General features: G+C 45.5%; 13 protein-coding genes and 1 pseudogene. 10 read left to right on the forward strand and 4 right to left on the reverse strand.

The features are described from left to right. Positions 1-13: 13 nt before the first annotated feature. Positions 14-1,582, forward strand: coding sequence for an SUMF1/EgtB/PvdO family nonheme iron enzyme (locus tag ACKWMY_RS22790; RefSeq protein WP_409487098.1), 1,569 nt, complete (start codon positions 14-16; stop codon positions 1,580-1,582). Between the two features lie 815 nt (positions 1,583-2,397). Further along, positions 2,398-3,438: a helix-turn-helix domain-containing protein gene (locus tag ACKWMY_RS22795; RefSeq protein ID WP_409487099.1), complete on the forward strand. Its 1,041-nt coding sequence runs from the start codon at positions 2,398-2,400 to the stop codon at positions 3,436-3,438. Between the two features lie 348 nt (positions 3,439-3,786). On the opposite strand, the gene ACKWMY_RS22800 is transcribed toward ACKWMY_RS22795, so the two are convergent. Both ACKWMY_RS22800 and ACKWMY_RS22805 read right to left on the reverse strand, forming a co-directional pair. Then, positions 3,787-4,305 carry a hypothetical protein gene (locus ACKWMY_RS22800; RefSeq protein ID WP_409487100.1) on the reverse strand — a complete coding sequence of 173 codons (519 nt, stop codon included), beginning with the start codon at positions 4,303-4,305 and terminating at the stop codon, positions 3,787-3,789. Then, positions 4,298-5,926, reverse strand: coding sequence for an anti-phage dCTP deaminase (locus tag ACKWMY_RS22805; protein WP_409487101.1), 1,629 nt, complete (start codon positions 5,924-5,926; stop codon positions 4,298-4,300). Before ACKWMY_RS22805 ends, ACKWMY_RS22800 begins: the two co-directional genes overlap by 8 nt. A gap of 113 nt (positions 5,927-6,039) precedes the next feature. On the opposite strand from ACKWMY_RS22805, the pseudogene ACKWMY_RS22810 reads away from it, so the two are divergent. From ACKWMY_RS22810 to ACKWMY_RS22845, 8 genes and pseudogenes are all read left to right on the forward strand, one after another. Further along, positions 6,040-6,230, forward strand: a pseudogene (locus ACKWMY_RS22810) (ATP-binding protein); the annotation flags it as partial. Between the two features lie 243 nt (positions 6,231-6,473). Further along, positions 6,474-8,639 (forward strand): type VI secretion system Vgr family protein, encoded by a 2,166-nt coding sequence (locus tag ACKWMY_RS22815; RefSeq protein WP_409487102.1) that lies wholly within the window; start codon positions 6,474-6,476, stop codon positions 8,637-8,639. Between the two features lies 1 nt (position 8,640). Continuing rightward, the gene (locus ACKWMY_RS22820; protein ID WP_235784855.1) at positions 8,641-9,987 is read left to right on the forward strand and encodes a VRR-NUC domain-containing protein; all 1,347 of its coding nucleotides are present in this window, start codon (positions 8,641-8,643) and stop codon (positions 9,985-9,987) included. Positions 9,988-10,003: 16 nt separating this feature from the next. Next, positions 10,004-11,158, forward strand: a complete 1,155-nt coding sequence (locus tag ACKWMY_RS22825; RefSeq protein ID WP_409487103.1) for a type VI immunity family protein — start codon at positions 10,004-10,006, stop codon at positions 11,156-11,158. Next, on the forward strand, positions 11,155-11,424 hold the full coding sequence (locus ACKWMY_RS22830) for a PAAR domain-containing protein (protein ID WP_409487104.1): 270 nt from the start codon (positions 11,155-11,157) through the stop codon (positions 11,422-11,424). The genes ACKWMY_RS22825 and ACKWMY_RS22830 overlap by 4 nt, the downstream gene beginning before the upstream one ends. 31 nt (positions 11,425-11,455) lie before the next feature. Then, a complete protein-coding gene (locus ACKWMY_RS22835; protein WP_409487105.1) occupies positions 11,456-11,752 on the forward strand; it encodes a hypothetical protein in 297 nt (98 codons plus the stop codon). Beyond that, positions 11,725-11,871, forward strand: coding sequence for a PAAR domain-containing protein (locus ACKWMY_RS22840; RefSeq protein ID WP_409487106.1), 147 nt, complete (start codon positions 11,725-11,727; stop codon positions 11,869-11,871). The genes ACKWMY_RS22835 and ACKWMY_RS22840 overlap by 28 nt, the downstream gene beginning before the upstream one ends. A 146-nt stretch (positions 11,872-12,017) precedes the next feature. Beyond that, positions 12,018-12,632: a hypothetical protein gene (locus ACKWMY_RS22845; protein ID WP_409487107.1), complete on the forward strand. Its 615-nt coding sequence runs from the start codon at positions 12,018-12,020 to the stop codon at positions 12,630-12,632. A gap of 782 nt (positions 12,633-13,414) precedes the next feature. Here ACKWMY_RS22845 and ACKWMY_RS22850 read toward each other — a convergent pair. After that, positions 13,415-13,897 (reverse strand): hypothetical protein, encoded by a 483-nt coding sequence (locus tag ACKWMY_RS22850; RefSeq protein WP_409487108.1) that lies wholly within the window; start codon positions 13,895-13,897, stop codon positions 13,415-13,417. A 24-nt stretch (positions 13,898-13,921) separates the two neighbouring features. Beyond that, complete coding sequence (locus tag ACKWMY_RS22855; RefSeq protein WP_409487109.1) at positions 13,922-14,794, reverse strand: hypothetical protein; 873 nt, start codon at positions 14,792-14,794, stop codon at positions 13,922-13,924. Between the last annotated feature and the right edge of the window lie 21 nt (positions 14,795-14,815).

Here is a 14,815-nt window from a genome sequence, read left to right on the forward strand (position 1 = left end):
GCGGAGATTTTTCGTGACCTTAACGCCTTCCTCACTGCCGTACTGGTTAGTTCTCGGCCTACTCGGCAATGTCTCATCTGCACTGGCGGAACCCTGGGCTGCGAATACCTGGAATCCCAAGCCGGATGACGCAGATATCGTCTTGCCTATGCCCTGCGAAGGCTCGATGGTTTTCCGTCGGGTCGAGCTCCCCATGGCGGGTCCTCTCGATGATATGCCCATTACGCTGGGCCAGGATGGGGGTGACTGGGGGGTCATCGAACATAGCTATCCTGCATTTATTGCCGGAAGCTTTACTGAGGCGAAAAAAGGTAAGGGACGTTATTACCTCATAGCTAAATATGAACTTACCACCTTGCAATATCAGGCATTGACAGAAGGAACCTGCCCCACCCCCTCGCGTAAGCTCAGTTTACCCGCCACCGGGATGAGCTGGTTCGATGCGGTGACTGCCGCTGATAAATACAACCAGTGGCTGCGTACCAATGTCATGGATAAGCTGCCGAAAGAAGATGGCAATCCTGGCTTTTTGCGCCTGCCAACCGAGGTTGAGTGGGAGTTTGCCGCGCGTGGCGGCTTGAAAGTTAATAGCGCCGAGTTCCGGGATCAGCATTACCCCATGGACGATGTTAAGAACTATGAATGGTTTTCCGGTGCGCAGTCTTCTAACGGCAAAGTACAGCTTATAGGGCTGCTGAATCCTAACCCCCTTGGTCTGTATGACATGCTAGGTAATGTGTCAGAGATGATGTTTACCCCCTTTTATCTCAATAAGTTAAACCGCTTGCATGGTCAGGCTGGGGGCTTCGTTGTTCGTGGCGGTAACTTCCTATCTGGCCCCGCAGAGATTCGCAGCGCAGCGCGTAAAGAAGTGAACTACTACGACCAGGCAACACCTTTCACCAGTAAAACAACGGGTCTGCGTCTGGTGCTGGTTGCACCGACCATCACCTCAACCAATAAAGTTAAACAGCTTGAAAAAAGCTGGGAAACCCTGGGTGCAGAAAATCAGACTAACGAAAAGAAATCCGATGAAGCAAAAGACACGGCCAAAGCTCTGGGTAGTCTCGCTTCTAATGTCGACGACGCGGCCCTGAAACAAAAATTAAAAGATTTGGAAAATCAACTGCGTGCCAGTAACCAAAAGCAGCAGGAAGAACGCGATCAGTCGATCCGTGCCAGCCTGAATTTAGGCTCCTTCTTGTGCACCAAGCTGCAGGATGACGGGCGCTTCCTCGATTTCTTAAACCATAACTACGAACTGCTGTGTAAGGACAAGGACGCAAGCGATACCAGTTGCGCCAACCGTAAAACTAAGCTGGGAGAGCAATCTGAAAGGCTCCAGCAGCTGACAGGTTACTACGCCAGTAGCCTGGTCGATTCGGCGACTCTGTATGGGCAAGATGGCCTTAAACGTGAAGTTTCAGTGTTCGAGCAGATGCTTACACTTAACAAGCGACTCACGGGCCTTAAGCCCTTTCTGAACGCCCACTGGCAGAATCAACAGAAATATTTAGGAGACGGCAAGATTGATACGGCTAGCTGGCTGGAAAACTGCAAGCAGACCAACGCAAGCCATTAACCGCTACACGAAAGCGTACACCGTGTCTTGCAACCATCAGGGACGCTTTTCGGGTTCTCTGGCGGGGATCTTGCCAATCACACCTGGAATGGTCCTTTCAACGTCACGGAGCAGTGAAAAATACGTTAACCCCCCTAACGTCTCCAGTTTTTTGTGCATGGGTCTAAAAAACAAAGGACAAAGCCACCGACCCCTTGTGGGCCGGTGACTCAGAACTCACAAAGAGGATCTACTGGCCTTTTTGACTAAAGATTATTTTGTGCTTTTGCAGTTCAGACTCCATGTCGTTAATGCAATAGGCGATATAGTAAACATTAAAAATGAATGTGTAGAATGGGTTCATTTTCAACTCGAATTTAAACTCATTTAATGCATAGGCTTGCAACGCTGTTTTAGCCTTAAATGCCCAGACGATCAGCATAATCCCAGATGCCAGTGATAACAGTCTGGCCATAAGGTCAAAAATAGTGACATCATAGCTATTAATTGCTGTACCGATATCAACTAGCAACCAGCCAAAAGCCGTAACGCTAACTCGGGAGTGATATCGGTAGGTTTACCACCAGTAGAATCTGAAGAGGTCAGCATGGAGCGCCATATAGCTCTGGCTAAGTCCATCTGAGATGGGTTAACTTGAGAGTAAAATATAGAGGTTTTCGATCTACTCTTTTGGCTTTCCGCCACGGATCGCCTCATGGAAAGAACGCTACATTTTTGAGGCTATTCCGTTCGTTAATAAAATTCTCCCTATGAAAGAAGAATTTAACGACACCCCAGAATTCACTGTTATTAGAAAAGAGTAATTCGGATATAAAATGGCAAAATTTAACCCTTCGCGCCTTAGACTTGCAAGGATAAGAAGAGGATTAACAATGACTGCTTTGGCTAGTAAAGCAGGGCTCTCATTGAGAATGGTTGTTGATTATGAGAAGGATTATTGCTTATACGAACCATCCGAGCAAAAGATCTCTGCATTTGTAGATGTTTTAAAATATCCTGCTGAATTTTTCTTTGGTGATGACATTGAAACTATTGATCCTTCTACGGTCTCTTTTCGCTCTCTAAAGAAAATGACCTCTGCGCAGGAAGGGGCCGCAATAGGCGCTGGCCAGCTAGGACTTATTGTAAGTGATTATTTCGAAAGCAGTTTTAAGCTACCGGAGCTTCACTTGATTGATCTAAGAGGTGAAACTCCTGAATCAGCTGCGCGAGTCCTTCGTGATCACTGGAGACTTGGGAGTAAAAGCATTTCTAATATGGTTCATTTATTAGAAATGAACGGAATTAAGGTTTTTTCATTGTCAGAAAACGCAGCAGAAGTAGATGCTTATTCGTTTTGGAAAGCTGAAAAAGCATATGTATTTCTAAACAATCAGAAAACCGCTGAACGAAGCAGATTTGATGCAGCTCACGAGTTGGGCCATTTAGTTTTGCATAAACATGGAACACCGCAAGGCAAGGATATTGAAGTTGAAGCTAACGAATTTGCTTCCGCTTTTTTAATGCCGAAAGAAAATGTCTTGGCGGCAAGAATGCGTAATCCATCTGTAGATGAAGTGCTTCAACTGCGTCATAACTGGAAAGTATCTACCTTTGCTCTTATTTACCGAATGAGACAGGTGGGAGCATTAACTACATGGCAATACAACAATCTCGTAAAAGAAGCTTCTGCGCGAGGATTCCGAGTTAGCGAAGATCAAGTAATGGAACGTGAGCGTTCCATGATAATTGACTCATTAATTGAAACACTGGCTTATGATGGCATAACACTGCCAGTGATTGCTCGCAAGCTTAACGTCCCTCTTGGCGAACTTTCTAATCTTTTGTTCAGATTTGGTTTGATTCAAAGTATCTAAACGTTCATATTTAAGAGTAAACCGCCTCGGCGGTTTTTTGTTATCAACATATTAACTGCTCCTCCACTGATTAACGTACAGTGATACTAGTAGTGTCAGAATATGGCACAGAACAGTACTAGAAAGTCCTTGACAGCGAGGATCAGGCATTAGCGCTTTCAGCTGATAGTCGCAATAATTGCCTTCGATATATCTGAAAAGTTATTTCCATAAGTATGGGAATATGCCTATTTAATATAAGCAAGGCCTTTCTTTCAAATTAATTCATACTTCACTATGCATGATTGTTGACTTTATAAAGCCTCAAGATTACATCTGGTTTAATGTCTACTCTTCATGCCGAATGAATTAATTGGTTAGCTGTTCAAATGTAACCTGAGCAACCTCTTGTTTTATATAGCCAATTAGTCTATTAGACACTTTATCAAGATTAGATATAGTGCTAGAAAGAATTATAATTGGAGAGTTTGTCTTTCTATCAAGATGGTTGATCAGAATATTTTTAAGTTTTGAGAATTGTTCCCAAGATGATTCATTTTTGTCTGAAACATCAAGAATTGGCAATCTATGGTATTGAATTCCATGCTTTCTAAATTGATCTAGGGCATATTCAGTAGAAATAAAAACAGAAAAGAAATCAGGAAACTCTCTGGTATCCAATAATAAATATGGTTCATTTTTTTCAATAGCATTGATAAAAGAATGAGATGAAACCTCAGCCACAGGAATAAATATAACTTTTATTGCAGTAAAATCGTCAAATAATCCGAGCTGATCACTCTGAACTGTATACGCTTTCTTACGCTGACCATTCTTCTCTTTTGAGCTACAATCGCTATATATTAATCGTATATTTTGATTAATCATTGTTGCCTCCTAGCCAAGAGAGTTTTATCTCCATTGACGAATAAGGTTCTTTATATGCTTCAGAAGGCCCCCCCCAAGTCGGAGAACCTAATAATAAATCACCAGTGACTTTATTCTTATAATCTCTAACTTTTAAAAATACACGTCTATATAATCTTGGCGCAACCCCAACGAATGGACGAAAAAGGACATAAGTTCCCCCTTCAGATGGTGGATTCCAGCCTTTAGAATCTACAGTTATAGCATCATTATGAAGTTCAGTCGCCTTACTTTTAGGATAAGGCTCTATAAATTGGACCTCGTCAATTCCAGCAGCAATAATATGTCTTGCACAGTAATGACATGGGTATGTTGTGACATACATTCTACACCCTTTCGGAGATACGCCTGAAATAGAGGCGGAAAGTATAGTATCCATTTCAGCATGAACAGCTCGACTAAACTCAATCAAACCACCAAGTCTGGTTTTTCTGATTTTCTTTATTATTTCATCTTTTTCTTCCCCATCTACCAAAGCAGGGAAAACGCTAATTAATTCTTCGATTATATTATTTTGCTCTTTATTACTGCTACAATATTTTGTTTCTCTAAAAGCACAACGATGATCCTCAGTTATCTGCAAGGAGAAAGAATTTCCATAAATACCTCCCCCGGCCTTTGGCACGTCGTTTGCCCCGGTTGCTACAATATTACCCGCTGAATTAACTAATGCAGCGCCGACTTGACGAGAAAGACATACGCTTCTCATTTGAGAGGAGCGTGCGTGATGCATTGCAGTTTCTGAAATTGTTGGGCTTACAATTGATTTTTGCGTAATAAGATTCACGAATCGACGCAAATGATCATTCATTCCCGTAATTGTCAAGTCTTCATTAGCATCTTGCGTATTGTCAACAAAGAAATCAGCCTCATGAAAAGTATCCGAAACATGTTGACCATACTTTTCTTCCGCATTTTCATCACGGTTTAAAAAATCTTGAACTTGCTTCTTAACAAATTTATTTCCAATTTCAGAGCGATCAAATAAGTTGCCCCGTATGCGTTCCTCTCTTTTAGCCGGATCGCAAACTATTCCTATTAATGAAAATGAGTCTTGATAAAGCTCTCTAAACAAAGAAACCTCTGCTGGATGCCTTAGAGAGTCGATGATAAATACCCGAGCTTTACCATTTGGAACAATAGGGGTGCCTTTAAATTCAACTTCCTGCAATTTAGCACGGCACTCACTAATGTTTCCTAATACCAACCTAGCCACTGCAGAATGGTCCTCATGTCGGTCATAAATGTCTCCTTTTCTTAACTCATCGCCTCTATCTTGCATTATTTTAATATTATCAAGAGTTTTTCGGTATCCCTGAACCGGTACTTCTAAACCATGTTCTTCAGCTGTACGCCGAATTAAACTGCTCGCTTTTATGATTTCTGCCTGATAATCATTTTCTTTGAAAAAAGAGCTAAGAATTTTGGCTGCAGTTCCTGCACCGGCCCCAGCAGGTCCCACAATCGCTACGAATACTTCATTTGTCCGAAGATCACGAAGCACATCCTGACCATTCCTGACGTCTTCACGAACTGGATGCTTAGTAGCTTTCATATCTAAAGCGTTAACAACATTGCTCATTGTGCGTCAGGCTCCATAAATTAAGTTGTGCAACCATCTCATGATAACTCATACATCAAATTGTAGTCGACAACGTTTGGACAAGCCGCAGCCAGCTTTTGATGTAGTGAGCTTACCTCATACTCTCCAGCCAGCGGCCAGCCGACATTTCACCCCACCCACCATCGTTTCCCAGATCCACAACTTCTTCATACACCGATTGGTGAACGATCGCGACCTCATGCTGCTGGACAACACCATCAGTACGTTGGACTCTAGTTCCAAGGCTCTCATCCCAACCCTAGCCAAAGGTTGTTGTGTGGTAAACCTCCATATTTGTAACACCTTCCGATGCATTGAAATAATACACTGACGACTATCCCATAAAGGGGCAGCTTTGGTTTGCTGCGTTTTTCACGTTTTTAATGAGACATAGACGACCAGATCACACTTCATGAGGACTTATAGGTTGTACTGTTTTTTTATATGCATTAATATTTTTTATGTATATATACGATTTTATTTTCATTAAGCGGAAATATATTCACGCCATAAATAAGGAAGGCGGATGGCAAGCATGAGCAGGGAAGCCAGTGGGCTTCGGTTTACGCTGAGTGTGGGCAGTCTGGAGCCTGACACTTTCGTGGTAGCGGGTTTTACGTTGCATGAACAGTTCTCTATGCCATTCATTCTTGAACTTGAGGTGGCCAGTGCCAATCCCTGCATCGAGTTCGGTGCCATTCTGGATAGAACCGCTACGCTGACTATCTGGCGCGATACCGAGGTACAGCGGATCGTCAATGGCATCGTGATTGAAGTGGAACAGGGAGATACGGGACTCCATCAGACACATTACCGCCTGAGTGTACGCCCCTCACTCTGGCGCGCTGGATTAGTCAGAAATTCACGCATCTTTCAACAGCGGAATGTTCAGGAGATCCTGGAAACGTTATTGAAAGAACATCATATCAGTCACTATGCTTTTGCTTTGCGTGATACCCATGCAAGGCGTGAATTTTGCGTCCAGTATCAGGAAAGCGACGCAGAATTTCTCGATCGCCTTGCCGCTGAGGAAGGGATTTTCTATTTCTTTGAGCATAAAGATCAGCAACACACGTTGGTGTTTGCTGATGACTGCGCCGCACTGGATACCGGGCCAACACTCCCTTATCATCCAGCCAAAAGGGCAGATTCGGACGAGTTGTGTATCAGTACTTTTCGTCGCAAAGAAAGTCTGCGCCCGTCTGAAGTCTTGCTGAAAGATTACACCTTCAAAAATCCGGGTTGGAAAGCTGAATCCCGTGAGTCTGCCAATGACCTTGAACACCAGGCTTTCGATTATCGCCATTATGATTATCCTGGTCGCTTCAAAGGCACGGGCCCAACAGGCGATCAATTTGCCCGCTGGCGCGTCCAGGCTTTGCGTAACGACGCGCATCAGGGAGATGGCGCGGCCAACAGCCCAGCGCTCCAACCTGGTGTGTGGTTTACACTGGAAAATCATCCGCTGGAAACCCATAACGCACGCTGGCAAATCACCGGGGCTACGCACACCGGCAGACAGCCGCAAGCACTGGAAGAGGCCACCGGGGAACAGGGCACCACGTTGGGATGCCAGTTTACCTTTATACCCGACAAGCAGACCTGGCGTCCCCTTTCGCTGCCAAAACCGCGCATCGATGGTGCACAGGTGGCGATCGTCACCGGAGCGGGGTCTGAGGAAATTTATTGCGACGAGTATGGCCGGGTCAAGGTGCGCTTTCCCTGGGATCTCTCTGGCAGAACGGATGACACCAGCTCCTGCTGGATACGGGTTTCGCATCCGTGGGCGGGTGCTGGCTGGGGCATGTTAGCCATTCCGCGTGTTGGCCATGAGGTAATTGTGGAGTTTCTCAATGGTGACCCCGATCAACCGGTCATTATTGGGCGCACCTATCACGCCAACAATCTGCCACCCGGTGACTTACCGGCGACCAAAACCCAGATGGCCCTCCGCTCAAAAACCCATAAAGGCGACGGTTTCAATGAGCTGCGGTTTGAGGATCTCAGGGGCGGTGAAGAAATTTATATTCATGCGCAACAGGATATGAATACCGACGTACTGCGGGATCAGACGACTACCATCAACCGGGATATGACACTGACGGTCGATAATAACCGCACCTCGGTGATCAAAGTCGATGATGACGAGTCTATCGGCGGATATCAGACGCTCACGGTGGCGAAAGATCAAACCGTAACCCTCGAAGGCCAGCAGACCACGGTCGTGAAGAAAAGCCGCTTTCTTGACATTGCAGACAATGACTCCCTGAAGGTCGGCAAACATATCTCGATCCACTCTGCCAGCGGCCAGATTGAGATCGGCAATGCCGGAGGTCGCATTGTCATTGATCCCATGGGGCATATCCGCATTGAAGGGGTGAGTATTACGCTAGCTGAACATGCTGCCGGTGTTATGCCCACAACACCGCTGTTTAACTACTCTGCCCGTTATACGTTGCTGCATGAAGACACCGGTAACCCGCTGATCAATAAACCTTATACCATCAAAGGGGCCAACGACCTGGTGGTTTCAGGTAAGACCGACGCCCTGGGCAGAACGTTGATGGTGCGATCCGAAAAAGAAGACAACCTAGAACTTAGCCTGCCGGAAACCCAAAAGCCAGCGAAAGAAACCTATTACCAGGCCAGTGATAATGCCCAGGTAGAACGTGTCATGGAATTCAAGGAGTAAGATGATGAGCAATCCTGGTAACCTCTGTCCGGCAGTCACCTCAATTAATTGCACCATGGAACGCGGCAGGTTCCCTGGTGATGAAGATCCCTGCTACCTGGCACAGAAAGCTGAGATCGCCATGCGTCTGCCGCAGCGTATTGTCACTAAAGCCGGTTTATTACGCTTTTTAAACCAGTTGGTGATGGGTGGCCTGATCCAGATGGAGGAAAGAAAAGCCGACTATCACTGGCCTTATAAGGCCGAGGTCGTATTTGCTATGGCAAAACCTGTGCCCCTACCCATGCTGGCCAGCAGTGCAGCTTCGAAGAAGAAATATGGCGAGGATTTGCCTCAATCCACCAACCCCTTTGCCCGTCCTTCAGCCGAGGATTGGATAAAGCATAAGGTTAGCCGAATACGTCGCCCGGACATTATTCTGGTAGAAAAAGAGGATAAGCGATGGCCTGGGCGCGCAGCCACTTATTTTGATGGCAAGTTTCATAATAATAACTTGAAGATGTTGATCGAAGTGAAATTTCCAGGGGACACATTGTCAGATGGACAACGTATAGATTATTCATCAATAGCAACGGATGCACGTTTTGGGGTTCTGCGTGTTGATGATAACCGTACCGAGAAACAAAAGCAGTACGATAAAGAATACAATACTGCGACTCGACCCAGTGCGGAACGGTATATTTTGCCTCCGTTGCAAGAGGGTGGCAAAGACAGTGAGCACCCACAGCCTGTAACTCCGCCCGAAGGAACACCAGGAAGTATCCCGCAGCCACTGCATAAAAATCTGCCGTTATTGAGCACTTCACCCTGGGATTTTATGCCCTCCGTGGAAGACTGGGTAAGATTTGGCCATGAGGTTTCCAGCCTGGCAGAAGAAGGCTGGGAATATGTCAGCGAGAGTACCCGGCAGATGTTTCGCCAATTTGGTGCCTGGGTCTCCGAGAAAGGGGACTGGTTCTGCGAGCAAGTGCTCGACCCCCTCACCCAGCAAACTCATTATGTGTTCTCCTGGGTGAGCAAAAAAACAGGTGAAATCATCACCTGGAGCGTAGAGCAGTGCCAGGACTTATGGCGAACCGTGCTGTTAGGGTCGGAGATGACCCTGGAGTATTTAAAGCAGATCGATTGGGTGCAGATACTTTCCGATATTGGTAAGGGTACGGTGCAACTGCTTATTCAGGCTGCTGAGGTTGTGGCTGTCATTATCGTTACGCTCGCTGTGGCGGCTGCTCTGGTTGCTTTGGTGGCCATTGTCGCGGCGGCCATAGCAGCAGGCGGAGCCGCCGCCGCCGCGCTGTTTGCTGCACTGGCGGCGGTGGGCGGCGGTACCCTGGCCGTAGCGCAATAATTTATTAGGAGCAACTATGCAACACCACGAATATGCAGCATTGCTGGAACAACGGGTGCCGGAATTTACCTTTACCGACAATAACGATGTGGTCGTCAGTCGGTTGGGCTTGTCGATCACCCTGTTTTTTAAACAGGGTTACACTCTGGAAAAGCGAGAAAAGATACTGGCCTGCTTTAGCCGCTTCCGTGACGAGTTTGCTACACATTTAAGTTTTCATGCCCATGAATTTAAAGGGATGAAGAAGTACACGCCTGAAAATATCGCCAAAGTGGAAGGCTGCATCCGTAATAAAGGTGTTTATGACTACGGTGGCTGGTATATCAGCGATGCGAAAAATATGTCAGAAGCCCCCAACTGCCTGATGCACTATATCGATTCTGGTGATGATGATGATGATGAAAACTCTTATCTCAGTTTAATTTTGCCGTGGTTTTACCTTAAAGAAACCCAGGGGATGGCGCGTTTCAATGACTGGTTAACTTACCTGTGCCAACAACTAGAGCCCGACAGCGGAGACTGCGGATATTGCTTAATCTTACCACGAGATTATGATGACTATTGCTCCCTAGAATATGAATTAGCAAGACGTTTTCCACCGCTACAAGTAAATACAAATGCCTTTGCTGCGAAAAGGCATTATAACCACAGCACTCGTGGTGTTAATTGGATCACCGTTTTAGACAAGCGCTATATCAAACGGTTAGGCGGTGAGGACTGGGTACGCCAGATGCTGTCCCATGACCCGGAGATCGGCGTTGAACATTATCCTGGTGGGCTGTTAATCCGCGCCGGACAATACCCAGATTTAACCCCATTGGCGGCAGGATTATCACCGCAATATCTGGCCGTCAACCAGTTGATCCGCCCTATACGTGTTAAACACCAAGAAGGCCATTCCCTGCACTTCTACGGGGCCAACCATTTTGATGAGCTATCTACCCAAGCTTGGTACGCCCGTTATGACCAGGGGCCATTATCACTGTCGCCATTAGAATCGGGCACTCCGGCGCTGGTGACCGGCAACTGGACGACTCCCTCATTCCCTCACACCATGCGCATTATTAAGCAAGGCGAAATGGCCCCGGCAGGAAAAGAGGGGGAAGTCATTTGGTGGGATCTGGCCAGTGAAGCGGAAGATGATGGTAATGTCCAGGCTCCACGGGCATGAGAACGGTCATACAGGGAAAAAAGGTTATCCTGGTGGGGGATACCACTACCACCGGGGGGAAAGTGCTCAGTGGCTCCCCTTTGGCCAATCAAACTCAGGCACTCGCCCGCAAGGGTGATCCGGTTTTTTGCCCGGCCTGTAAGGTAACCGGCGTGATCAGTGAAGGCAGCTCGCTGGCCAATATTGCCGGTGTCGAGATCGCACTTGAAGGACATAAAGTAGCTTGTGGCTGTCCTAACGGCTGCAAGTTGGTAGTATCAGCATAGACTTTTACGAATAGACCTTACAGGATCACTAATGGCCGTCAATCAGGCGAAGATTTTTGAGCAGCTCGAACAACTGACCCACGAGCTGAATCGCGATGAATTTATCTATGGTTTTATGGCTGCCTTTGACTTCCCCAAAGCAACGATTACCCAGGTTCGGCAAGGTGGTGGCAGTCGCAACATGGCCAAAGAAACCGGTCACGTTGGTTTGAAGAATAAACTCTACTATCAAACCTCCCTTGATGGCGAAGACCTGGACTCAGTATTTGAGTTGCGTCTGGCTGATCCTGCGATACCGTCATGTGTCCGCAACATGGTTCTACAGTGATTGTTGGCCATGCTCAAGGATTCAGCGTTGATGGGAAAAATGTCGCTCGTGAAGGAGATCAAACCAGTTGTGGTGCACATCTGATAGTCAGTCGTCATGGTACAACGCATTCAGGATAACGGGAACATTACGCGCCCGGCGGGAGACGCTTTACCTTCCGCCGCACTGGCTCAACTGGACATGCATCTGGAACAGCTTATTACACGACATGCGCTACTTAACCGGCTAGGAATGCAGAGTGTCACAGATGTTACAGGGAGTTCGGATGAATAAAGAAAGGGAGCAAATAGTTAGCAGGAATAGCAGAACTGCATGGACAATCGACGAGATACGTGTTGTTGAGCAGTACTACGGGACGTTATCTGTCGCAGAAATCGGGAAGTTGTTGGGACGAACCCGGTCATCCGTAAGAAGTATGGCTAACCGGCTGAAATGTTGTGCCGAGTACGACCTCTGGAGCGATGCCGAGGTGGATATCCTTCGGACGCACTATGCTGCCGGTACCGATATGGGGACGCTGCTGGCAATGTTACCCCGCCGCACGAAGGCGGGTATCAGGTCAAAGGTGGATACTCTGGGAATTATCAGGCGGCGATGGCGTGAGGATGAAAACCGTATCCTGCGGAAGTATTATCTTCTGGAAGGTATTGCCGCTGCCGTGAGGTTGCCGGGGAGGACGGCATCAGCCATCAGAAACCAGGCTTACGCACTGGGGCTCTATCGTCCGAGAGGAATAAAGTGGAGTGAAGAGGAGTGGGTGCTGCTTGAGAAAAACCAGCATCTAGATCTGTCTGAACTGCATAAATTATTTCCAGGGCGAAGTTCCCAGGCAGTATGCCATGCTCGCATAAGATTAAAGCAGTCGCAGGGGAAGGATTAAAATATGATGGCCTGATCGCTGATGTCTAGGATACTCATGAGTCATTTTTTAGCATTGTGCGTGCGTTTTTTAATTGTTCACCAGGGAAGAAAGATGATGTGCTTAAGGAAGTTTTCCGGGTTTGGTTTCTGATGATATTGCCGAAAAACTGGAGCCTGTGGTGGCTGCGTAAGCCGATCTCCCTCATAGTAATGCGCAATAATCCTTTTTAGATGTTTGAGTGTATTGGTTGGTTCGTATCAAGTAAGTTATTCTTTCACTAACAACGGAGATAAATAATGAAAAAAGTCGTCATTACCGGATTTATAGCCTATAGCCTGATGGCAATGATTTTTTTTCATCTTTTGTAGGATTCGCTCCTGTTTCGCTATCAGTTTTCAGAGATCACAACCGTCAAGATAACTCTTGGTTACAATACGGGGAGCCTGTTGGCTATTGGTGGCGTATGCACCATTACTGCTATCATTATTTTCATTCGCAGATTATTCAGAAGCGATAAGCAGATCTATGATTATTAACATACCCTATGGACAGGATAATTAGTTCTGGCGGAACATTCAAGACAAACCTTGTGCCAGATACCATCACTAGCATCAGAACCCGTTTTTCCAGGGTTAGTACGAGGACCAGGAAAGCGGGCTGCATTACAACCTGAACCGGTATTATGATCCGGGGATTGGGCGGTATCTGACGGATAACTAAAAAGTTTTTTCGGAGGGGAATATAAAAATACAATCAATAAGTCACCTGCCTTGTTGGCCGGTGACTTATTGTAAGTGGTATTAGCTTTTTTGTTGACTGAAGATTATTTTGTGTTTTTGAAGTTCAGACTCCATATCGTTGATGCAATAGACAATATAGTAAACATTAAAGATGAAGGTATAAAATGGATTCATCTTCAGCTCAAATTTAAACTCATTTAAAGCGTAAGCCTGTAATGCGTTCTTCGCTTTAAATGACCAGACGATCAGCATAACAGCAGAAGCAACTGACAACAGGGTAGCAATATGATCTAGCACTGTCTCAGTATCGCTTATGGCATAACTGACATCGACTAATAACCAGCCAAAACCTGTGACAACAGCAAGCCATAATGGATAATCGTTAGCGACAAAGTTACTCTTCATCTCTTCCGTTAGCTTCTTCTGATTCAGATACAGCCACATCATGGGATAGATGCCGCCGGTAGCAATACTCAGAAGAAAGAAGTTCATAACCTTTGTATTAATGCTATCTTTGAGTGTATTTACATTTTTATCGTTCATAATCACATCCATTATTTAAAATAATTATAGATCCCAGGTGAATTTCGAACTTCCCTGATTGGTTTCAATTACAACTTCCTGAGGTTTACACTTACCGTAATCACTGTCTGTAGATACAGTGAAATAGTAAACATCGCTGTAGTTCAGATCCCAACTGGTTCTTGGTATTTCATTATCCTCTTTTATTTGTTGGGCTTTACTACCATAATGAACACGATTCAACATATTCTGCTCTTGTACCCTTGTCATGTATGTTATTTTGCTTTCATTGATTGAACAACGTCCTCTATTGATAGTGATTTTATGAATCTTAAGATCATCCATATTACTTATAAGTTGATACTTCCAGAAGTAATGTCTCCCAGGAGCAATGTCCCGATATTTCCCAGAAACAGATAATTTAAATAAATCTTTAGTACTGACATTGCTATTGCTATTGCTATTGCTATTGCTATTGCTATTGCTATTCGATTCAATATCAGGATTGGCATAATCACTAATATTATTCTCTAGTACCTTACCACCTAACTCAATCTCGGTAATGAGCTTTTCGTTTTTCCACACCTGAATAAATGGACCACCTCTGAGATACTCACCTACTGTATAGCTATAGGCTCCGTTTGGGATGGTAATGCTCTGGTCGCCATTCCCGGAAAGACTAAACTCAACTTTATCTTTCGGAACATTTAATAAAATATCTGGTTTAGCACCATCTTTACCGAATACATAGCGAATGTTATCGTGGACGTAGCATACAGCGACGTATTTATTTCCTTTAACGGTATAACCAGAAAAGATAGACTGCTCACCATCACATGAGTTGTCTGGATTTGCAAAAGTAAAAGTTGAGAACAGACTAATATTTAGCATGGCCATACTAATAATTAATTTCTTCATGCATTTATCCTTTAAATAATG

This window comes from Serratia sp. J2 (assembly GCF_046269175.1).
GTDB classification, from domain to species: Bacteria; Pseudomonadota; Gammaproteobacteria; order Enterobacterales; family Enterobacteriaceae; genus Chania; species Chania fonticola_C.

Coding starts and splice junctions, on each gene's coding strand:
- ACKWMY_RS22795 (WP_409487099.1), top strand. CDS start 2,398: ATGGCAAAATTTAACCCTTCGCGCCTTAGACTTGCAAGGATAAGAAGA.
- ACKWMY_RS22800 (WP_409487100.1), bottom strand. CDS start 4,305: ATGATTAATCAAAATATACGATTAATATATAGCGATTGTAGCTCAAAA.
- ACKWMY_RS22805 (WP_409487101.1), bottom strand. CDS start 5,926: ATGAGCAATGTTGTTAACGCTTTAGATATGAAAGCTACTAAGCATCCA.
- ACKWMY_RS22815 (WP_409487102.1), top strand. CDS start 6,474: ATGGCAAGCATGAGCAGGGAAGCCAGTGGGCTTCGGTTTACGCTGAGT.
- ACKWMY_RS22820 (WP_235784855.1), top strand. CDS start 8,641: ATGATGAGCAATCCTGGTAACCTCTGTCCGGCAGTCACCTCAATTAAT.
- ACKWMY_RS22825 (WP_409487103.1), top strand. CDS start 10,004: ATGCAACACCACGAATATGCAGCATTGCTGGAACAACGGGTGCCGGAA.
- ACKWMY_RS22830 (WP_409487104.1), top strand. CDS start 11,155: ATGAGAACGGTCATACAGGGAAAAAAGGTTATCCTGGTGGGGGATACC.
- ACKWMY_RS22835 (WP_409487105.1), top strand. CDS start 11,456: ATGGCCGTCAATCAGGCGAAGATTTTTGAGCAGCTCGAACAACTGACC.
- ACKWMY_RS22840 (WP_409487106.1), top strand. CDS start 11,725: ATGTGTCCGCAACATGGTTCTACAGTGATTGTTGGCCATGCTCAAGGA.
- ACKWMY_RS22845 (WP_409487107.1), top strand. CDS start 12,018: ATGAATAAAGAAAGGGAGCAAATAGTTAGCAGGAATAGCAGAACTGCA.
- ACKWMY_RS22850 (WP_409487108.1), bottom strand. CDS start 13,897: ATGAACGATAAAAATGTAAATACACTCAAAGATAGCATTAATACAAAG.
- ACKWMY_RS22855 (WP_409487109.1), bottom strand. CDS start 14,794: ATGAAGAAATTAATTATTAGTATGGCCATGCTAAATATTAGTCTGTTC.